Genomic DNA, 20724 nt, shown 5'->3' on the forward strand with positions numbered 1-20724 from the left:
TACCCGGCTATAACTAGTGTAGCTGGGTTTTATTATATTTTGCCATAGGCCTCAAGTAGTTTCCATGCACCCTTTTATTAAGCGCTTACCCCGTTCGGGCTCACACGGCATGGGTATTCTTCTAACAGTTTGCAGTATGGCCGAAATAGTCCACTGGACTGTTTCGTATCTCGGACACGGAAGTTAAGACCGCCAGGGCTGATGATACTTGGACCGCAGTGTGGCAAAATGCTCATCCGCCTTTCGTGTTGCCAGATAACTAAGCAAAGAGACCATTGATTAAGATGGTCTCTTTGTTTTTCACTAAAGTGAAAATGGCATGGTAAATCCTATCATTTCAACCGATGCCATAAATATGATTTGGGTTGGCGACATTACATAGGTACCGAAAAGGGTGGGCGTTCGTTTTCTTTATTTCAACTTTACAATGTTCCTTTGTATGCCTAAAAAATAGCTGATTCCCCATATAACAAGCAAAGCAGTGGCTCCGACTAGAAGCCAGATCCAGGTGGACTTCGCCACACCAAGATAAATAAGTGCAGTACCAACATAATAGGGGACTATGGTTATAGCAGCTGTCCAGACATAGGGCCAAAGTTTTACTGAAGGCATTACCCCAGCAATATATCCTACTGTGTGGGCGGGAAGCGGTAGAAGGCGAGCAAAAAATAACCCTAAAGTACCCTTATCTTCGATCCAACGGTCTACTGATTCAAAAAGTTTGGGGGTAACCAATTTCCGAAAGAAATCTTTCAAGTAATAATGAGCAAGATAATAGATAGCAAAATTGCTTAGAATAAATCCTAACCATGAGTATAGGGATCCCCAAAAGACACCGAAGATCTTTAGCAAGAGGATGAAGAACCCTTCTGAAGGTATAGGCGTCATGCAGAGTGCTGCCATAATTAGAATTGCAAAGAAAATACCGCCGATTCCCCAGGACTGAATTAGAGAAGAGAGCTCGTTCTTGCGATCAAGATAGAAAAAGAGGACAATTAGCGCAATGGAAATTACTAGAATTAAGGTTAGCAAGAGAGAATTCGTACCGTGTGTTTTCTGAAGTTTCAAGTTAAATATCACCTTGCCTTAGGAATCAAAGTATTTCAACTAAGTATAAACTTTAAGTGTATAAATGAAAATGCCACAAAATAATTTTTTTTACATTTCTCCTTATACTTGTATTTGACGCGTTTCCTGCCTGGGAAAGTATTACCCATATAGTGAGAAGATTTTTTTCTGTATTAGAATAACCTAATTTTCGAATATAAAGTAGTAAAATTAGGAAGAAAAAAGTCTGACCTTTATTGACCTTTTGCAATAATAATTTTATAATATAATCATGGCGATAAGGCCGCGAGTTATAGCAAGAATGAGAACTTAACGACAATGATATTTTTATCGATGGAGATGAGGGGTGACTTATGGATTTTAAAGATTATTATGCTATTCTCGGTGTCCCCAGTGATGCGGAGGAAAAGGTTATTAAAAAAGCCTATCAAAAATTGGCTAAAAAATATCATCCGGATGTCAACCCAGACAATAAAGAAGCGGAAGAGAAGTTCAAAGAAGTCACTGAGGCTTATCAGGCCATCAGTGATCCTGAAAAACGTAGCAAATATGATGAGTTAAAACAAAATTATGAGTCCTGGAAGAAGCGTGGGGGTAGAGGTGATTTTGATTGGAATCGCTGGCAAGCTCGACCTGGTGAGGGAACCCAGACTAGGACAATGACTCCTGAGGAATTCGCCGAAATTTTTGGGGACAGAGGATTTGGTGAGCGGGGATTTAGTGGTGGTTTCTCAGGTGCTGGAGATTTTTCGGATTTTTTCTCGACGATCTTTGGTGGGGGCGATCCTTTCGGTCAATCACGGGGCAACCGTTCAACTCGTGCACAAGTAGGACGAGATTTGGAATTGGAAGTTAGTGTAACCCTTGAGGAGGCCTATCACGGGACGACTCGACTTATTGACTTTGACGATAAACGGATTCAAGCGAAGATACCCAAAGGAGTGCGTACAGGGTCGAAAGTGCGGCTAGCAGGGCAAGGCGGAGCCGGGTACGGTGGTGGAGCAAATGGCGACCTTTTCCTTCTGATTACTGTGGAGAAGAATTCTTTCTTTGAGCGCGAGGGTGATGATTTAACGACAGAGATTACTGTTGACTTTTATAAAGCAGTACTGGGCGGTGAGGTGAGTATCAAAACTCTTAACGGAGAAGTGCTTATGAAAGTTCCTCCCAAGATTCAAACAAAAGCTAAGCTACGTCTTAAAGGCAAAGGAATGCCTCGTTTAGAAAATCCGGGTCAAGCAGGAGATCTTTATGCGCAAATTTCTATCGTACTTCCCAAAGAGATGAGTTCAGGGGAGATTGATGATCTTCGTTCACTTGCCCAACGATATCATCGTTGATCCTTGACGAGGGAGATCGTGGCATTAGATAATGATGAGGTTGAGGTATTTAATAATCCAGAATCCAGAGTCCATCTCAAAGTGAAGGGTTGTGAAGCAGATGAAACCTGTTACGATGTTTGTCTTGGAATCCTGCCCGTATTGTAAAGAGGCGCTTCGTTGGATGGAAGAACTCAAGGCTGAAAATGCTCATTATGAGAGGGTAGAGTTTACTATAGTCGATGAACAGCTTCAACCTGAGATTGCAAGGCAGTATCCCTACTATTATGTGCCAACATATTTTGTTGATGGAATTAAGGTTCATGAGGGAGCTGCTACAAAGGATATCATCCGCAATGTATTTGATAAGGCTCTAGAGCATTGATCTTAGGGGAACTCCGTAAAGTAGGAGTTCCCCTAAATATTAGCTTCGTTCGCCTTGAATGAACTCAGCGGGTACCACGAAAGCACTGCTTTCGCACGTAGCAAGTTGATCGTTGGCTATGGTGAAAAAAGCATGGGATAGCTACCCCTGTGAACCAGGAATTATATCAACGAATTAAAGCTTTGGAAGCTAGTTTTTAATTACCTCATAACCGTTCACCCCTCATTTTGAACCTGAGAGGTTCAAATTTCATCCGTTAGAGGAAATATTCATAGTATTGCAAAAATGTGTAATATAATATGGGTAAGAAATAGATATGAGGGGTGATTGGTATGAAGGTCTATGTTGTTAAGAGCATGGATACTAACTTTGTGAGTTCAGTCGACAGAATATTTATCAGCAAGCAAGAAGCTGAAAGGTATGCAGCTTTGCAAAATGAAAAATATAAATTTGTAACTTTCTTGGTCTCTGAATACCAAGTATTTAACGACGCAAGCCAATGTAGCTTAGCCTTTTAAAACGAGCAGTTACATGAAAAAGAAGTTAAAGAATAAGCGAACTGAACAATGCTCCTTGGAGCTTTTAATCTCCCCCTTTAGGCGACTGGTTGTATTGCAAATATAACTTGAGGCGAAAAGGGGGATTTTTCATTTCAATACTCATGCCCTGAGTTGGTGTGGGTATTATTTTTTTTCATAATAATTTCATAATTATTTATAAGATTACGTAAAACGTGCAAACTAATCACAATGCTAATCAAACTATATTTTAGGAAAAGGAAATACGTTTAAAGGAGGAAGGTAGTTTGAAATCCAAGAAAATTATACTCGGACTAGCATTGATTGCACTGGTTATCACGGTACTCGTAGGCTGCAAAACGCAGAATCAGACCCCGCCACCCACAGGGACGGCCACTGACCAGCCTGTAAATCCACCACCAGCTGAAGCTCAATACGTGGGTAGCGAAAGTTGTAAAGGCTGTCACTCGGAATACCATGGCAACTTCACTAAAACCCAACACTCTAAGGCCTTTAAGCCCCTGGCAGACTATGCTCTGACCCAGCCAGCAGGGGAAATAAAACTCTTTGATACGAAGGCCACGGATAAGTCAGGGACTCTTGATCTGGCCAATAAAGATCTGGTCTATGGGGTAATGATGGATCATTATGTCATTGCAAAAGCTCCCGAAGGGTTTAGCGAGAAAGTTTACCGTGTAGCTGCCTTAGAGAAGTCTGGAGAAAAATATGTAGTTAAGCCTGCTAAAGGTACTGATGTGGATAAGGATGGCAAGCCTGATTACACAGCAGAAAGCTTCAGCTGCGGCAAATGTCACGCCCCGGGTATTGAAGTGAATTCTAAAGACTATGGAGTGTCCTGTGAGTCCTGTCATGGTCCCGGTGGAAATCACGTAAGTGCCGCCACTAAGAAAGGAACCATGGATCCAAAGACAGCTGTAAATGCATGCAATACCTGTCATGAAAGCAATCCAAGTAAGAACACCGAAGGGGTATGGACAGCAAACACCCACTATGGAACACGAAACTATTTTGCCAGCAAGCATGGGCAAAGTACTTCGATGAACTGTTTGACCTGTCACGAATCGCATAAGGCGAATGCCAGCGGTATGTTGCTTAAAGCAGATAAAGCCCAAGATATCTGTGCTCAGTGCCACCAAGGAAAAACCATGGATCTTGATAAGATGATGTGGAAGAACCCCACAGATGCTCGAGGCCACTTTACTAAGGATCACAGCTTTGGCGCTCTGCCTTATGATAAGCTAGGTGATAAAGACAAGACACCAGAAATTGAGATCACGAATAAAGAGGCTATCGATATGATTACCAAGCTACTGCCGGAAGCAGCAAAGTAAACAACTAAAGTAGAAGTATAAGAGGAATATAGATAATCTCCCTATTGATAGATAACTCTTCAGTAGGGGGATTTTCCTTGCTGTATTGCCGGCTTTGGCTATAGCGTTTTCTTTACACATTTTCAAAATCGGCTACAAATCCAATTTGCGTGGATAACCTTGCTCAAAAAAGGGGCTGATACAAAATGAACAGATAAGCTCATTTTGTATCAGCCCCTTTTAGGTAAGTGCTCTCATTCGAAAGTCACTTCATTGGCATGACAATCATGATGGCCGCCATGATTGTCACGCAGATTAACAGTTTGGAAAATACTCGAGAATCATTATTAACATAACCGAATGTAAGATTTCTATTCGTAAGATTTTAGAAAGTTATAAATAAAAAGAGCCCAGCAAGTTGCCGGGCATAGAGCAGAGGGGTTAGATTGAGGAGGAGTGAAATGATTAACTACTAAGTATCACATGATTGTGATAGTACGCGCATTTCACAATTAGATTGTAACCTATTACGCAAAGATTTACCAGTCCTTTTTAAAATTTCCGAATATTAAAATTATTTACTTAATACCTCTTCCGAGTGTAGAATGTATTTACATGGTTGGGCTCAGAAGAAAGCGGGTAATTCGTTATGCAAAGAGCTTATTCTATCCATCTTAATGGTATCGTTCAGGGCGTTGGGTTTAGACCCTATGTCTATCGTTTAGCGGGTGAGATGGGGATTAAGGGGTGGGTCAATAATTCTAGTCATGGGGTAGGTATACATGCCGAGGGATGTCAAGTTGATACTTTCTATGCTCGGTTGCTCAAAGAAGCCCCCCCTTTAGCAAAAATTACTCAAGCCGAATGTGAAGAGACGGTGTTTCGTTTTTATAAGGCTTTTGAAATTATGCACAGCGAGGATGATGGCTTGGCTGATGTTTTAATTTCACCGGATATTGCGACCTGTGCCGATTGCTTTGACGAGCTTAGGGATCCCAATAACAGACGTTATCACTATGCGTTTACCAATTGTACAAATTGTGGGCCGCGTTATACCATTATCGAGGATGTTCCCTATGATCGTATCCAAACAACGATGAAAGTCTTCCCCATGTGTGAAGCCTGTGCCCAAGAATATGAGAATCCAGCTGACCGCCGTTTTCATGCTCAGCCTGTCGCATGCTCCCGATGTGGGCCGGTAATACAGCTTTTGGATGCTCAAGGTGAGGCCTTAGAGGGCTTGGCAATTGAGAAATTAGCTCAAGGAGCTATTCTCGCTGTTAAGGGGTTGGGTGGATTTCATTTAGTCTGTGATGCCAGAGATTCTACAGCCATTCAGCATTTGCGCCAGCGTAAGGAAAGAGGAGCAAAACCATTTGCATTAATGGCTAGGAATATCGAAGTCATCCGTAACTGTTTTCGACTTTCTGAGCAAGAGGAGGCGCTCCTGAGAAGTCCGGCAGCCCCTATCGTTATCCTAGAGAGGAAAAAGGAAAGTGAGGGCTATCTTCCTCAGGAGATTGCACCGGGAATCCATACCTTAGGGGTGATGCTACCCTATACGCCCTTGCACGCCATGCTCTTTGATGGCCCATATGATTTTTTGGTGATGACCAGTGCCAACCTAAGCGGTCGTCCCTTGATCTACAGGAATGAAGAGGCATTGAGCGAGCTTAAGGGAATTGCCGATTATTTTCTGATCCATAATCGGGATATCTATCATCCTTGTGATGATTCGGTACTTCAGGTCATCGGGGAAGAGCCTGTATGGCATCGACGAGCCCGTGGCTATGTTCCTTTACCTCAAGCATATTCTAAGACTCAGCCTGCTCCTATCTTGGGGGTGGGTGGAGAATTAAAAAATGCTTTCTGTCTAGCGGCAAATGGTAGGGCCTTTACCAGTCAGTATATTGGGGATATGGAAGGGTATGAGAATTTCCAACGCTTTCGTCAAGAGTTTGCTTCCTTCCAGAAGGTCGTAAAGATTGAACCGGAAATAGTGGCCTTCGATGCCCATCCCAATTACCAAACCACACGGTTTGCTCAAGAGGGACCTTGGTTGTCCAAGATTAAAGTTCAGCATCATCATGCCCATTTAGTCAGTGTCTTGGGCGAACATGGTATCACTGAACCTACTTTAGGGGTGGTTTGTGATGGGACAGGTTGGGGTGAGGATCAAACGATCTGGGGGTTTGAGTTTCTGAAGGGGAATGCAGCAGGGTATGAGCGTTTAGCTCATCTCGAATATCTCCCTCTACCCGGAGGCGATGCGGCTGCGAAGTACCCTTTGCGAATCGCCTATGCCTATGGTAAAACGCTACTCTCTCCCGATGAGTGGGCAAAGACACAAGGGCTCTGGGAGGGTTTGACCGCGTCCGAACAAAAGGTTCTGGACCAACAGTTAGAGAGAAGAATTAATGTTTTTGCAACCTCAAGTTGTGGTAGACTATTCGATGCAGTGAGCGCAGTGCTGGGTATTTGTACACAGGTTACCTATGAAGGACAGGCAGCCATCGAATTAGAGAGCAGGGCCATAACCTGGCTGCATAACATGAGAGATATTTATGGATCAGTAGCTGTTGAAGAGCTGCTAGGACATTCCCCGCGTTATCCCATGAAGTGGGATGAGAATGAAGAAGGGTTGGCCTTAAAAATTGGAAGAACCTTTGCCAGCGTTATGCAAGATCTGCTTGAGGGAAAAGAAATTGGCTTTATTGCCACCCATTTTCATGATTCCATAGCCCATGGCATCATACAAACTGTGCTCAGGCTCCAAGCAAACCAAGGGCCCGTAGCTTTAACGGGTGGAGTCTTTCAAAATAAACTTTTGACGGAAAGAGTATTAGCACTTTGTAAAACCCATGATATCCCGGTTCTTCGTGCCAAGGAACTGCCACCGGGTGATGGGGGGCTTGCCTTTGGGCAAGTTATCATAGCAAATGAGAGGTGTTCATCATGTGTTTAGCTATTCCAGCTCGCATCGTTTCGATCGAGGACTTTTTGGCCAAGGTCGATATGATGGGAAATGAGCGTGTTGTGGGAACCCATTTGGTGCCTGATGCTCAGGTCGGTGATTATGTCTTAGTCCATGCTGGTTTTGCCATCGAAGTCGTGGACCAACGCTATGCAGAAGAAACGGTCGAATTATTGATAGAGGAAGCGAATGCCCGTGAAGAATTACAATAACCAGCAAGAAATTAAAGAAACTGCCGACCGCTACCTTCAAGAAATCCATGAACTGGCAACAACTCCCTATACGGTCATGGAGGTTTGTGGAACCCATACGGTAGCTATTGCCAAAAATGCTTTGCGTGATATCCTACCGACTCAGATTCGTTTGGTTTCTGGGCCGGGGTGTCCCGTCTGTGTAACGGATAGCAGTGATATTGACCGTTTCTTATATCTAGCTGCTCAACCCAATGTCATTACGGCAACCTTTGGTGACATGATTCGGGTTCCCGGATCGAAGAAAAGCTTGCAGATGCTGCGCGGTGAGGGTGCGGATATTAGAATTGTCTATTCCACTCTGGATGCCTTAGAGCTTGCTCGCAAAAATCCCACTAAAGAGGTTGTGTTTTTAGGGGTCGGCTTTGAAACCACGGTTCCGACAGTGGCCGTAAGCATTGAAAGCGCCAAAAACGAAGGGCTAAAGAATTATAGTGTCTTATCCATGCACAAGCTCGTTCCTCCAGTATTGCGGGCATTGGCCGAGGACCCGGAGACGGAAGTGGATGGGTTTTTGGATCCGGGGCATGTGTGCGCCATAATCGGTACTAAGCCCCTAGAATTCATGGCTAAAGATTATAATAAACCTGGCGTGGTTACCGGCTTTGAGGGTGTCGATGTCTTGGAAGGGCTAGTGATGCTACTGAGACAAAGAGCCCAAGGACGTTCGGAAATCGAGATTCAGTATCAGCGCATGGTCAAGCCTGAAGGCAATCCCGTGGCGCAGTCTTTCATCGATAAAGTTTTCGTACCTGTTGATGCGGCCTTCCGTGGTCTGGGCACTATCGGAAAAGGAGGGTTAGGCATCCGCAAGGGATATGAGGATTGGGATGCCGAGAAAAAGTTTGATCTTCCTGTATTTGAAACAGTTGAAATCCCCGGCTGCCGCTGTGGGCAAGTTCTCAAGGGACAGATTGCTCCGCCCCAATGTCCGTTATTTGCACGGAAGTGCATTCCTTTAGCACCCGTGGGACCCTGTATGGTCTCATCAGAGGGGTCCTGTGCAGCCTATTACCGTTATGCGCAAAGGAGTGAGATGTAAATGGAACGGATTATATTGGCTCATGGGAGCGGGGGAAGGTTGAGTCATCAGTTAGTGCAGGAGATTTTTCAAAAGCATCTCAGCAATGCCTACCTCAACCAGATGAATGACGCCACTTGGCTACCCGGCAGTGAAAATATAGCGATAACCACGGACTCCTTTGTGGTTTCTCCGCTTTTTTTTCGGGGAGGTAATATCGGTAAACTAGCAGTATGTGGCACAATCAACGACCTGGCGGTATCAGGAGCTCAACCTCGTTATCTAACTCTTGCCGTGATATTGGAAGAAGGGTTCTTGCTTTCGGATCTCGAAAGAATAGTGCAAAGCATCGCTACAACTTCCCAAATGGCGGGTGTACCCATTGTCTGCGGCGATACCAAGGTAGTCGAGCGGGGCAGCGCTGATAAAATATTTATTAACACGACCGGCATTGGTGCACTCCAAGAGCGCTCAGTCGGACCTCAGTACATAAGGCCGGGAGATTATGTCCTAATTAACGGTACCATTGGCGACCATGGGGTGGCTATCCTCGCAGACCGCGAGGGATTGGAATTTGAGACTCCAGTCACCAGTGATTGTGCGCCTTTAAATCATTTGATCGATGAATTTTATATGCCGGGGGTCCACTGCATGCGCGACCCGACTCGGGGCGGAGTAGGCACAACCCTAAACGAACTTGCCCGACAAGGTCAGGTAAGTATGATCCTTGAAGAAGAAAAGCTCCCCCTCCATCCGGGTGTTGCCGGAGCTTGTGGAATGCTAGGCTTGGAACCTCTATATCTCGCAAATGAAGGAAAGGTTTTGGCCATCGTTGCCCCCGATGCGGTGGAGGAGGTCTTAACTCGGATGAGGAATCATCCCCTTGGGCGAGACGCAGCCATTATCGGCAGGGTCGAGGCGGCTGATCCGGGACTTGTTCTGCTTAAGACTCCTTTAGGAGGGAAACGAATCGTGGGCATGCTTGAGGGAGAACACTTGCCACGGATTTGCTAAATATTTATTAAGGTTAAAGGCACATGATACGAGTGGCACCGGATGATACAATGCTCGATTTGAGTAGATAACACTGACATTGCCACTACGAGGATGGAGGCTAGAGATGAGAGTTGCAGTTATTGACGGACAAGGCGGGGGAATAGGCAAGCATATCGTCGACCAATTGCGCAAGCGGATGCCTGATTTAGAAATTTTAGCACTTGGTACCAATGCTTTAGCTACCGGGGCGATGCTCAAAGCCGGCGCTACGGAAGGAGCATCCGGTGAAGCTGCTATTTGTTATAATGCTAATCGCGTCGATATCATTGCCGGGTCCTTAGCCATTGCTACAGTTCACGGTCTATTAGGCGAGATTACCCCAAACATTGCAGGAGCAATATCCTCAAGCTCAGCGCTTAAACTGCTTATTCCCATCCAAAGAAACAATATGATTGTTACAGGTACGACCCGCATGCCTTTGCCTCACCATGTAGAGCAATTAGTGGATGAGGTAGAAAAAAGGCTTTAAAAAGAAAGCAGCCTATTCTGCATATGATCTGTTCGACTTTAAGCAGATTACATATCAGAACGGGCTGCTTTTTAGATTGGTTTAAATCCGTACAGATATTTACGGTTTGGTTTGTTCCGTTTGCTTTGCTTCATCTTTAGGGGTGGATTCATCGCTTAGTGCTGATTTATCACCCTCTGTCGGCTTCTGGTCGTTATTCTTATTGTCTTGGAGAGGAGTTGCCCCGCCAGCGGCCTCATTAGCTGTTCCTATACCTGGAGTTTCGCCTGCATTTGGATTAGCTGCACCACTGGCCGCGGTTCCAATGGCTAGGTTAGCTTGAAGTTGTGCTTGCCGAGCAAAATCGATTCCTTCGCTAAGGACACGAAGAGCTTCATTAGGGCTATGGAAGCCCATGCTGTTTTCAGCGGCTATGTAATCCCAGCGCCACTGTCCTTTGCGGTGTAGATCACGTGCTTTACTCATGGCATCGGCTTTCGCATTGGGATTCTTATCGGCGGCAACGATAGCATCCATGGCATCAGCTAGAGCGTTTTCAAGAACGGTCCGTGTCGCAAAGACTTTATCTTGAATGTTAATGACTTGGTTTTTTAAATATTCCTCACTTTGGCGATGACACGTCTGACAGGATTCAGCTATGGAGTTCAAAGGGCTTTGAAGATGATGGGAGGATATTTTTGAGGTGCCTTCCTTGACATAGGGCATATGGCAGTCAGCGCAAGCCACCCCGTTTGCGGCATGAACACCGGTAGAGCTTAGCTCATAATCGGGATGCTGAGCTTTTAACATGGGGGCTCCGGTTTCGGCATGGTTCCAATCTTTAAACTTGATCTCTTCATAATACTTTTCCGCATCATTAGCGGTGAGCCCATATTTCCAAGGGTAGGTTACTTTTTTATTTTCATCGGTAAAGTGGTATTCTACATGGCATTGGGCACAGACCATGGTGCGCATTTCTTGGCGGCTGAGCTGTGTAGGATCGATGCCTCGTTCCTTAAGAGCGTTGAGCAAAGTGACCCTAGTGATGCGTAGATTCATGGTTTCTGGATCATGACAATCGGCACAGGCAATGGGCATAGTGATTTGATCTTTGAGTTGTAGGAAGGGAGTTGACCAGAAATCATCTCCCATTTTCTCGATTAAGCCTGGGACTTGGGGGCTTTTGCAGTTCCAACAGGAGCTGATGGTTTTTTCATTGACACGCAGTGTCGTTGTTACATCCTCAAGGGCATAAACATGTCCACGCTCATCATTATAATCTTCGGAAAACCCATAACCGGCAAAGAGCCTCTTCTGGATGGGATATTTCTCAAGATGGGATTCCGGTAAAGAACCTCCGTATTTAGAGTTGCCGTTAGTCATTTCTTTTTGTTTGTTTTGACTGGCGTATTGATCCGGGTAGACTTTCCCCCAAGTCTCAGAATCAAGGGCACCTTCGGGGATTGTGGCGGTTGTGCGGGGAGAGGGCGTGATTTCCGAGGCACAGCCAAAAGCTAACACAGTGGATATTACCAAAAATAGAGATGCAAGTAAAAAGCTTTTCCAAGATTTACGCATTTATGAGCCTCCATTCGAGCGAAGTGGGGTAGAAATGGTTTGGATACCAAAGGATTGCGTGCCTTGTCCGTGAGGGGTACTTCGATGACAATCAAAGCATTGAGGCCCGCCACCAATCTGGATTTTATCCACCACTGATTGATGGCAGCGGAGGCAATTTTTTTGAATCACAGCTTGACTCCATTCTGTGGTATGTAAAACGACCGGTTGATCAAAAGCGTTTTTATAGACATCTTTCATGCCTGAATAGCCCTTGTACACTAGGGAATAAACGATATTATTCCCATGATAGAGATGACAATCGCCGCACCCGACAAGCTCTTCTCGGTGAGCACTATGGAGTTGAGTTGCATAGGCCTCATCCATAATGTGACAGGTCGTACCGCAATAATTCGTGGTAGACGTATATTCGTAAATGTAGGCAATGAAACCGATAAAGATTGCTAGAACCGGAATACTAATAGCTAGAAGTTTTTTATATTTACGTGGTATGGGTGCCAAAATCAAACCTCCTTTCAGCTTGCTGTCCACTGTATGGATGAATCAATTTTCAGATTGAATTAGTTCTTTTGTCGTTGCCTTTGTCTTAGTATGATTTGCACGGAAGCTTTTCATTCGCCGAACAGCTTTACAGGCTAAAAATCCCTATGGTACAATAAACGATGGACTAAACAAAGGAGGAGTCACTGTGTCTGGACATTCTAAGTGGGCGAATATTAAACATAAAAAGGCAAAAGCTGATGCGCAAAAGGGAAAGGCCTTCACCAAACTGGGTCGGGAACTCATTGTGGCGGCACGGTCAGGCGGAGGAGACCCTAATAATAACTTTCGTTTGAAAATTGCCATTGATAATGCTAAGGCAGCTAACATGCCCAATGACAATATTCAAAGAGCTATACAAAAGGGAGCCGGTGGCGGCGAGGGTGAAAACTATGAAGAGTTACGCTACGAAGGCTATGGCCCAGGTGGAGTAGCGATCATGGTGGATATCATGACCGATAACCGCAATCGGACTGCCGGTGAAGTGCGTCATATCTTTTCCAAGCATGGGGGAAACCTTGGGGAAACTGGCTGTGTCAATTGGATGTTCGATGAAAAGGGTCAGTTGACGATTCCTAAGGAAGATTTACAGTTTGATGAAGATGAACTCATGCTGGTCGCTTTGGAAGCCGGAGCAGAAGACCTACAACAAGACGATGAGAGCTTTATCATTTATACAGCTCCTGATGACTTGGAGAACCTTCGCCAAGCTTTGCTTGACCAAGGGATTATCATTGAAGAAGCAAAAACAAATCAGGTTCCACAGAACACCATTGAAATTGCCGATGTGGAGCAAGCTAAAAAACTTGTTCGCATGATGGAGCTTCTGGAAGATCATGATGATTCTCAGGGTGTCTATGCAAACTTTGAATTAGCTGATTCAATTAACGAAGAGGACTTGGATTGACAACATGCTAAACGTATCGAGTTCCGCGCCATTCAGAGCGTGGAACTCTTTTTCGTTGACAAGGAATCTATCGCCGCCCTGTCGAATCTTTAAAGAATAGAAAGGAAGGCGTTTATGCTAATACTCGGAATTGACCCAGGAACTGCAATTATGGGGTATGGATTGATTGAAAAGAAGGGTAGCCGTTTGCTTTCTGTTGATTATGGCTGTTGGCGTACCCCGGCGCATACACCCATGCCGGAGCGGTTGCTTATGCTTTATAATGATATATCAGACTGTATCAAGAGTCGGCAGCCCCACTTTGTAGCTGTCGAGGAACTCTTTTTTAATCGTAACACCACGACAGCCATCTCCGTCGGACAGGCTAGGGGAGTTATTTTACTCGCAGCTGCCCAAGCTGGGATTCCGGTGGCTGAATACACACCCTTACAGGTTAAGCAATCCGTAACCGGTTACGGAAGGGCGGATAAACAACAGATCCAACAGATGGTGAAAGCCTTGCTTGGGCTAGCAGATATACCGAAACCTGATGATACGGCAGATGCTTTAGCTATCGCTATCTGTCATGCCCATAGTGTGAATTTGCTCAATAGAATGGGGGGATCCCTTTGATTGGAATGCTAAGGGGTAAGGTTTGGGAGATTCAAACCGATAAATTGATTCTGGATGTTCAGGGAGTAGGGTATCTGATCGCTACCCCTTATGGATTGTTGACCAAGCTACATCCCGATCAAGAAGTCACTATCTACACCCATGTTATTTTACGTGAGGATGAACTGGCTCTTTATGGCTTTTCTTCAGTCGCCGAAAAAGAAGTTTTTTTAATGCTGCTGACAGTATCAGGTGTTGGACCCAAGGCAGCTCTATCCATCTTGTCAACCTTAGGTACTGGGCAGACAGAAAGTGCTATCGCCAGTGAGAACATTACGATCCTGACTAAAGTTCCCGGTATTGGCAAAAAGACAGCACAACGATTGATTCTCGAGCTGAAAGAGAAATTTAAGGACAGAGTGATTCCAAGCGATGGGGCTGAGTCTTCACCGGCTATGCCCTTGCTAGCTAGCGGTTCGGAAGCAATGGAAACGTTGCTTGCCCTCGGATTTAGTCAGGAGGAAGCGAAGAAGGCTCTTCAATCCCTTCCTGTTACCGATCAGGGGATGAGCACCGAGGAGCAGGTGCGCTTGGCTCTTCGCTCCCTTGCGGCAATCAAGCCAGTATAATCACAGAGGAGAAAAATGACTATGGAAGAACGGATGATAGCACCCCAGCAACTTCCGGGTGATCAGGAAGGTGAAGTCCTCCGACCCCACCGGTTGGCGGATTATATAGGGCAGACGAAAGTAAAAGAAAATCTACATATTTTTATTCAGGCGGCTTTAGCCAGAGGCGAGGCACTGGATCATGTGCTTCTCTATGGCCCTCCCGGTTTGGGGAAAACTACTTTGGCTAATATCATCGCCACGGAGATGGAGGTTAATATCCGAACCACCTCGGGACCGGCAATCGAGCGCCCCGGGGACTTGGCGGCTATTTTGACCTCTTTGGAACCGCGAGATGTTCTCTTTATTGACGAGATTCATCGACTCAGCCGGACCACTGAAGAAATACTCTATTCCGCCATGGAGGATGGGTGCTTGGATATTATGATTGGCAAAGGCCCCAGTGCCCGTTCCATTCGTTTATCTCTACCACCCTTTACCCTGGTTGGGGCAACCACCCGGGCCGGACAGTTGGCCTCACCCTTAAGAGATCGCTTTGGGGTCATCAGCCGCCTGGAGTTCTACGAAGTTGAAGATTTAATCAAGATTATTTCTCGGGCGGCAGGAATATTGAATCTAAACATAACCCTCGAAGGAGCGACGGAAATAGCCAGGAGATCCCGTGGGACACCGCGAATTGCCAACCGTCTCTTAAAGCGGGTGCGTGATTATGCTCAAGTTTGGGAAGATGGGCTTGTCAGTGAAGAATTGGCAAGTAAATCACTGGATCGTCTTGAAGTTGATCCTGCTGGATTGGATCGAATTGACCAGAAGTGCCTTCTTACCATTATTCAGGTGTTTTCCGGCGGACCTGTCGGTTTAGAGACCCTTTCCGCGACCATCGGTGAAGAATCGGAAACCATCGAGGATGTGGTGGAACCCTACCTGCTTCAACAGGGCTTTTTGCAGAGAACACCTCGTGGCAGAGTGGCAACAGTGCGCGCATACCAGCATCTCAATATTCCTTTAACATCTGAGTCAAAGGATAGCTTGCTAGGGGACAGTTTGTTTGAAGATGAGGAATAGATAAAACCGCAAAAGGGCAATCTGTGGAAAAGAGATGTGAGGTGGTTGATTTGCTACCTTTCTCCAACAGATACTCTCTTGGTGGAGCGTTTTTAGCTTTAGTTTTCATAGCTACCCTCATGATTCAGGTTCCACCCTGTCAGGCTCAAGAGATAGAAGTTCAGCTGGTTTGGAAATTTAAGGACGCTGGGTGGGTCAAGATTCAAATCGAGCAGGGAAATTATCTGCTCAAAGAAGTAAATACGGATGCCAGCACCTCAACAGCTTTTCCGGCAGGAGCTTCCCTTGAACTCACATGGGGGGGATGGTCTCCAGCCTTAAAAAAGAACTATGATCCGTTTATGATTTGGAACGGAAAAGAAATTGAGCTCCTCCAACAAGGAGAATATGGAAGTTTTTTGGTCCAAACTCCAGACGGTCAGCGGGTAAGTTATCGGGGTAGTTTAAGTCTCCGGTGGGAAGACGGCTACTGTAAATTGACTAACCACGTCGACCAAGAGGAGTATCTCAAAGGGGTAGTACCGATTGAGATGAGCAATTCTTGGGCAGGGGACGGAATAGAGGCTCTCAAAGCTCAAGCTGTTGCCGCCAGAACTTATATGGTGAGAAAAACCCGAAATACAACTCGCATTACCGATTCACCTGATTATGATCAGGCGTATTTGGGAAGGAATGTAGAGGGTAGTGCCAGTAATGCTGTGGAGAGCACACGGGGTGAAATCCTAGTGGACTCCATCACCTATCAACCTATTGATGCTCTTTACTCTTCTCATAATGGGGGTTATATGGAACTTGCTGAAAATGTTTGGTCCAATCCAGATCCTCATTTTGTTTCGCAGCCGGATCCTTTCTCGGCAGGTATCGGCGGCCCTGCCGATCGCTGGCGGTTTATCGTTGGAGCGGATGTTTTAGGAAAAGCTTTCGAATTAGGACCGATTGCGAAGATTGACCTTGACAAACTCCCCTCAGGTAGGATAAAAAAGGTAAGTATGCAGGACATCTATGGTAAGCTTGTCAGTGTTAGTGGCAGGGTTTTAGTCCAAAAGTTTTATCCTTATGGACAACCGATCACCTCGCAAGCTTTTCTCGGGAACCTGTTTAGTGCCCAACGCATTCCTAACCATGAAGCGGTATTCTCTCTAGGGCAAAGGGTAAAGGGGATGCCCATCCCGCTAAATACCAGCCAAGATTATCAAAAGCTCATGGCAACGACTTCCGGTCCCCGCCTAAGTCGCATCTTAAGCTCTTCCCAAGGAATTCGAGACGTTCCCGCGACTTATGATGTCTTTATCTTTCAGGGCCGAGGTTGGGGTCACGGGGTTGGCATGTCCCAATGGGGTGCTTATCATATGGCCCAGCGCGGCTTCACCTATCGCGAGATTCTTGACTTTTATTACCAACAGACCGATTTGATAAAGTCCTATCTTTAGGATAGGGATATTAGGCTACCGATCTTTTACATAAAAGGAGAATCATTTTGAAAGTAGAAGATTTTGATTTTGATCTTCCCGAAGAGCTCATTGCCCAACACCCGTTGGAGCCTCGAGATGCTTCAAGGCTTATGACGGTAAGCCGTACTAGCGGAAGAATCGAGCATCATGTGTTTCATGAGCTACCTGATTTGCTCCAAGCGGGAGATGTCCTTGTCGTCAACAATACAAAGGTCATCCCTGCCCGATTGATTGGTGAAAAAGAGGATACCCAGGCCAAAATAGAATGTCTACTGCTTACCCGTCGTGAGAAGGATGTTTGGGAGACCCTTATTAAGCCGGGCAAACGCTTGAAAATAGGACAGACCGTTGTTTTTGGCAATGGACTCCTGAAGGGGAAACTCTTAGAAATTTTGCCTGATGGTAACCGGGTCGTGCAGTTCTGCTATGAAGGAGTTTTTGAAGCGGTTCTCGATGAATTAGGGAGTATGCCCTTGCCTCCTTATATTACAGAACAGCTAGAAGATAAAGACCGCTACCAAACGGTGTATGCCAAGGAAAGTGGCTCAGCCGCTGCGCCTACAGCGGGCCTCCATTTCACTCCGAAGCTGATGGAGCATTTGCGGGCCCAAGGGGTGGAAATCGTAGAAATCCTACTGCATGTAGGACTAGGAACCTTCCGACCGGTTAAGGTTGACGTTATTGAAGAGCATGAAATGCATTCAGAATACTACCGAGTATCGCAAGAGGCCGCTGAACGGATCAATCAAGCTAAGGCTCAAGGGCGTCGAGTAATCGCTGTCGGAACGACCGCCTCGCGAACTCTAGAATCAGCTGCCGAAGAAAATGGCCAGATTGTCGCCCAAGAAGGATGGACGGATATTTTTATTTACCCAGGCTACAGATTCAAAGTAGTTGATGGTTTGATTACCAACTTTCATTTTCCTAAATCTACTTTAATTATGTTGGTTAGTGCTTTAGCAGGCAAAGAACAGATTCTTGAAGCATACCATCTGGCGATCCAAGAACACTATCGCTTTTATAGCTTTGGAGATGCCATGCTTATTTTGTAATAAAGGAAGTGACGATTCATGGCGGTTCGAATAGAAATACTCAAAGAAGATAGCAAAACCCGAGCTCGACTCGGCAAACTCCATACTCCTCACGGGATAATTGAAACCCCTGTGTTCATGCCCGTTGGCACCCAAGCAACAGTGAAAACTATGACCCCAGAGGAATTAAAGGAGCTGGGAGCTGGCATAATATTAAGTAATACCTATCACCTTTTCTTGCGTCCGGGTCATGAGTTGATTCGAGACGCTGGAGGACTGCATAAATTTATGCACTGGGATGGAGCGATTCTTACTGATAGCGGTGGCTTTCAGGTGTTCAGTTTAGGTGATTTGCGGAAAATCAGCGAAGAGGGAGTGGAATTTCGATCTCATCTGGATGGCTCTAAGAAGTTTTTAAGTCCTGAAATTGCTACCCAAGTGCAGATGGCCTTAGGATCAGATATTGTGATGGCCTTTGACGAATGTACTCCTTATCCCGCAACCCGTGAATATGCCAAAGCTTCTTTAGAGCGAACGACCCGCTGGCTGAAGCGCTGTAAAGAGACCCTGACCTCGACTGATCGACAAGCTCTGTTTGGCATTGTCCAAGGGAGTATGTATGAGGATTTGCGCAAGCAAAGCGCGGCGGAAATCACCGAGTTAGATTTGCCCGGCTACGCCATAGGGGGCCTAAGCGTCGGTGAACCGAAAGAGCTCATGTACGAAGTGCTGGATTATACCGTGCCTTTACTCCCCAGGGATCGACCACGCTACCTCATGGGAGTCGGCTCGCCGGACGCCTTGATTGAAGGGGTGATGAGAGGAATCGACATGTTTGACTGTGTTCTACCCACACGTATCGCCCGTAACGGCACTGCCCTCACTCGCTATGGAAAGGTAGTGGTGAGAAATGCTGAATCAGCTCATGATTTTTCACCACTTGATCCAACCTGTGATTGTTATACCTGTAAGAACTATTCTCGAGCTTATCTGAGACATCTCATCAAAGCCGACGAAATTTTAGGTTTGCGCTTGATGACCATTCACAACCTGCGTTTCTTGACCAATCTCATGGCGGAGATTCGGGAAGCGATTAAGGAAGATCGTCTAGCTGAGTATCGCCAGAAAATTTTCACTGATTACGGATATTTTAATTAATCCCGGCAATGAGCAGGATTTCTTCGGTGCCATAGGGAATAATTACTAAAGTAAATTAGACAAAACTAAAGGGGGCTAATCAATCTATGGATTCAGGTACAACGACTCTTCTTCTTTATATGGCTGTTTTCTTTGCAATTATGTATTTCTTTATGATCAGACCACAACAAAAGCAGCAAAAGCAAAGACAAGCTATGCTGGCTAGCCTTAAAGTCAACGATAAGATTATTACTGCCGGTGGGATACATGGTAAAATCAAAAAAATTAAAGAAGACTCAGTTATGATTCTTATCGCCGATAAAGTAGAAGTCGAATTAAACAAATCTGGCGTCGTCACAGTAGTCAATCGCGAAATTGTTGTTGAAAAAGGTAAGTTGTTTGGCAAAAAGGATAATGAGAAGAAAGACGAAGTGGAAAATAAAGAAGAAAGCGAAGCCCAAGAGAACTCCGCTGAGTAAGAGAGTATTCGAAGAATGCCACAGCCAATCTCGGGTACAATAGGTAAGATAGGATAAGCAAGTGGACGAATCTACTTGCTTATTTCATTGGGAATAGCCAACACTTCTGTGGTGATAATAACCACGAACAGGAGGGGCATAGTGTGACTTACGAAGAGCATATTCGCAAAGAATTATTGCGGTGGCAAAAGAAAATGCTTAAAGCCCCTGGGTTGTTGGAAAAGGGATCGAAAGCAATACAGGGAAAAGTCAATAATCTTTATCCTCAAAAATTTCTTGATGCCCTGACTGTGACCATCAAAGGACTGATTAAAGGCGTTCTTTTTGGACTTGAATTTATTCCTAAAGGGAAACCTCTAAAAAACATGGATTTGAGTGTCAGAGATCAACGTGCTTTAGAACTACTTAAGACCTATAAGCGGATAGCTGCAGCTGAAGGTGCCGGGACAGGGGCTGGCGGATTTGTGCTGGGAATTGCCGATTTCCCGGCCCTGATTGCGATTAAATTAAAATTTCTGTTCGAGCTTGCTCATATCTATGGCTATTCTACCGAAGACTATAAAGAACGCTTATATATTCTCTTTGTTTTTCAACTGGCATTTTCTAGCCAACAAAAGCGCCCCTATGTCTACCATAAACTAGTTCGTTGGGAAGATACGGTGCAGGATTACCCCCAAAGCAAAGCAATGGAAAAATTCGACTGGGAACAATTCCAGATTGAGTATCGGGATGCGATCGATTTAAGAAAGATGCTCCAAATGCTACCGGGAATCGGTGCTGTGGTAGGGTTGATCGCTAATTACGGATTGCTGGAGGACTTAGGACAAGTAGGCATGAATTGCTACCGCATGAGAATCCTTCAAGAAAAAGGGTTAAATTAACCACTAATTGACACCATTATGGAACGAGGACTATAATATAGTTTGGCATGGGCAAGTCCCAGGA

General features: G+C 45.3%; 22 protein-coding genes. 19 read left to right on the forward strand and 3 right to left on the reverse strand.

Annotated elements, in window-relative coordinates:
- Nucleotides 1-411: 411 nt before the first annotated feature.
- Complete coding sequence (locus AAC978_RS07775; protein WP_341547478.1) at nt 412-1068, reverse strand: TVP38/TMEM64 family protein; 657 nt, start codon at nt 1066-1068, stop codon at nt 412-414.
- 353 nt (nt 1069-1421) lie between these two features.
- Between AAC978_RS07775 and AAC978_RS07780 the strand changes: the two genes are divergently transcribed.
- From AAC978_RS07780 to AAC978_RS07825, 10 genes are all read left to right on the forward strand, one after another.
- The gene (locus AAC978_RS07780; RefSeq protein WP_341547479.1) at nt 1422-2408 is read left to right on the forward strand and encodes a J domain-containing protein; all 987 of its coding nucleotides are present in this window, start codon (nt 1422-1424) and stop codon (nt 2406-2408) included.
- Between the two features lie 18 nt (nt 2409-2426).
- Entirely contained in the window at nt 2427-2555 is a 129-nt protein-coding gene (locus AAC978_RS07785) for a hypothetical protein (RefSeq protein WP_341547480.1), read from the forward strand.
- A 16-nt stretch (nt 2556-2571) separates the two neighbouring features.
- The gene (locus AAC978_RS07790; RefSeq protein ID WP_341547481.1) at nt 2572-2772 is read left to right on the forward strand and encodes a glutaredoxin; all 201 of its coding nucleotides are present in this window, start codon (nt 2572-2574) and stop codon (nt 2770-2772) included.
- A 332-nt stretch (nt 2773-3104) separates the two neighbouring features.
- Nucleotides 3105-3290 (forward strand): hypothetical protein, encoded by a 186-nt coding sequence (locus AAC978_RS07795; protein WP_341547482.1) that lies wholly within the window; start codon nt 3105-3107, stop codon nt 3288-3290.
- Between the two features lie 287 nt (nt 3291-3577).
- The gene (locus AAC978_RS07800; RefSeq protein WP_341547483.1) at nt 3578-4642 is read left to right on the forward strand and encodes a cytochrome c3 family protein; all 1065 of its coding nucleotides are present in this window, start codon (nt 3578-3580) and stop codon (nt 4640-4642) included.
- 628 nt (nt 4643-5270) lie between these two features.
- Entirely contained in the window at nt 5271-7586 is a 2316-nt protein-coding gene (gene hypF / locus AAC978_RS07805) for a carbamoyltransferase HypF (RefSeq protein WP_341547484.1), read from the forward strand.
- Nucleotides 7577-7807 carry a HypC/HybG/HupF family hydrogenase formation chaperone gene (locus AAC978_RS07810; protein WP_341547485.1) on the forward strand — a complete coding sequence of 77 codons (231 nt, stop codon included), beginning with the start codon at nt 7577-7579 and terminating at the stop codon, nt 7805-7807. The genes hypF and AAC978_RS07810 overlap by 10 nt, the downstream gene beginning before the upstream one ends.
- Nucleotides 7785-8888 (forward strand): hydrogenase formation protein HypD, encoded by a 1104-nt coding sequence (gene hypD / locus AAC978_RS07815; protein WP_341547486.1) that lies wholly within the window; start codon nt 7785-7787, stop codon nt 8886-8888. Before AAC978_RS07810 ends, hypD begins: the two co-directional genes overlap by 23 nt.
- Entirely contained in the window at nt 8889-9881 is a 993-nt protein-coding gene (gene hypE, locus AAC978_RS07820) for a hydrogenase expression/formation protein HypE (RefSeq protein WP_341547487.1), read from the forward strand.
- A gap of 106 nt (nt 9882-9987) precedes the next feature.
- The gene (locus AAC978_RS07825; RefSeq protein WP_341547488.1) at nt 9988-10392 is read left to right on the forward strand and encodes a DUF3842 family protein; all 405 of its coding nucleotides are present in this window, start codon (nt 9988-9990) and stop codon (nt 10390-10392) included.
- A gap of 99 nt (nt 10393-10491) precedes the next feature.
- Here the strand turns inward: AAC978_RS07825 and AAC978_RS07830 are convergent, their stop codons facing one another.
- Both AAC978_RS07830 and AAC978_RS07835 read right to left on the reverse strand, forming a co-directional pair.
- The gene (locus AAC978_RS07830; protein ID WP_341547489.1) at nt 10492-11949 is read right to left on the reverse strand and encodes an ammonia-forming cytochrome c nitrite reductase subunit c552; all 1458 of its coding nucleotides are present in this window, start codon (nt 11947-11949) and stop codon (nt 10492-10494) included.
- Nucleotides 11950-12450 (reverse strand): cytochrome c3 family protein, encoded by a 501-nt coding sequence (locus AAC978_RS07835; protein ID WP_341547490.1) that lies wholly within the window; start codon nt 12448-12450, stop codon nt 11950-11952.
- Nucleotides 12451-12637: 187 nt separating this feature from the next.
- Here AAC978_RS07835 and AAC978_RS07840 point away from each other — a divergent pair, with 187 nt between their 5' ends.
- The 9 genes from AAC978_RS07840 (at nt 12638) to AAC978_RS07880 (ending at nt 20660) form a co-directional block, all read left to right on the forward strand.
- A complete protein-coding gene (locus AAC978_RS07840) occupies nt 12638-13396 on the forward strand; it encodes a YebC/PmpR family DNA-binding transcriptional regulator (protein ID WP_341547491.1) in 759 nt (252 codons plus the stop codon).
- Between the two features lie 114 nt (nt 13397-13510).
- A complete protein-coding gene (gene ruvC, locus AAC978_RS07845) occupies nt 13511-14008 on the forward strand; it encodes a crossover junction endodeoxyribonuclease RuvC (RefSeq protein WP_341547492.1) in 498 nt (165 codons plus the stop codon).
- A complete protein-coding gene (gene ruvA / locus AAC978_RS07850; RefSeq protein WP_341547493.1) occupies nt 14005-14616 on the forward strand; it encodes a Holliday junction branch migration protein RuvA in 612 nt (203 codons plus the stop codon). Before ruvC ends, ruvA begins: the two co-directional genes overlap by 4 nt.
- A 21-nt stretch (nt 14617-14637) precedes the next feature.
- Nucleotides 14638-15681: a Holliday junction branch migration DNA helicase RuvB gene (gene ruvB, locus AAC978_RS07855; protein ID WP_341547494.1), complete on the forward strand. Its 1044-nt coding sequence runs from the start codon at nt 14638-14640 to the stop codon at nt 15679-15681.
- Nucleotides 15682-15731: 50 nt separating this feature from the next.
- Nucleotides 15732-17111, forward strand: coding sequence for a SpoIID/LytB domain-containing protein (locus AAC978_RS07860; protein ID WP_445900292.1), 1380 nt, complete (start codon nt 15732-15734; stop codon nt 17109-17111).
- Nucleotides 17112-17158: 47 nt separating this feature from the next.
- Nucleotides 17159-18184: a tRNA preQ1(34) S-adenosylmethionine ribosyltransferase-isomerase QueA gene (queA, locus tag AAC978_RS07865; RefSeq protein ID WP_341547495.1), complete on the forward strand. Its 1026-nt coding sequence runs from the start codon at nt 17159-17161 to the stop codon at nt 18182-18184.
- Between the two features lie 18 nt (nt 18185-18202).
- A complete protein-coding gene (gene tgt / locus AAC978_RS07870) occupies nt 18203-19321 on the forward strand; it encodes a tRNA guanosine(34) transglycosylase Tgt (protein ID WP_341547496.1) in 1119 nt (372 codons plus the stop codon).
- Between the two features lie 86 nt (nt 19322-19407).
- A complete protein-coding gene (yajC, locus tag AAC978_RS07875; RefSeq protein ID WP_341547497.1) occupies nt 19408-19779 on the forward strand; it encodes a preprotein translocase subunit YajC in 372 nt (123 codons plus the stop codon).
- 143 nt (nt 19780-19922) lie between these two features.
- The gene (locus AAC978_RS07880) at nt 19923-20660 is read left to right on the forward strand and encodes an EcsC family protein (protein WP_341547498.1); all 738 of its coding nucleotides are present in this window, start codon (nt 19923-19925) and stop codon (nt 20658-20660) included.
- Nucleotides 20661-20724 lie beyond the last annotated feature (64 nt).

The organism is Desulfitobacterium sp. THU1 (assembly GCF_038181555.1).
Lineage (GTDB): Bacteria > Bacillota > Desulfitobacteriia > Desulfitobacteriales > Desulfitobacteriaceae > Desulfitobacterium.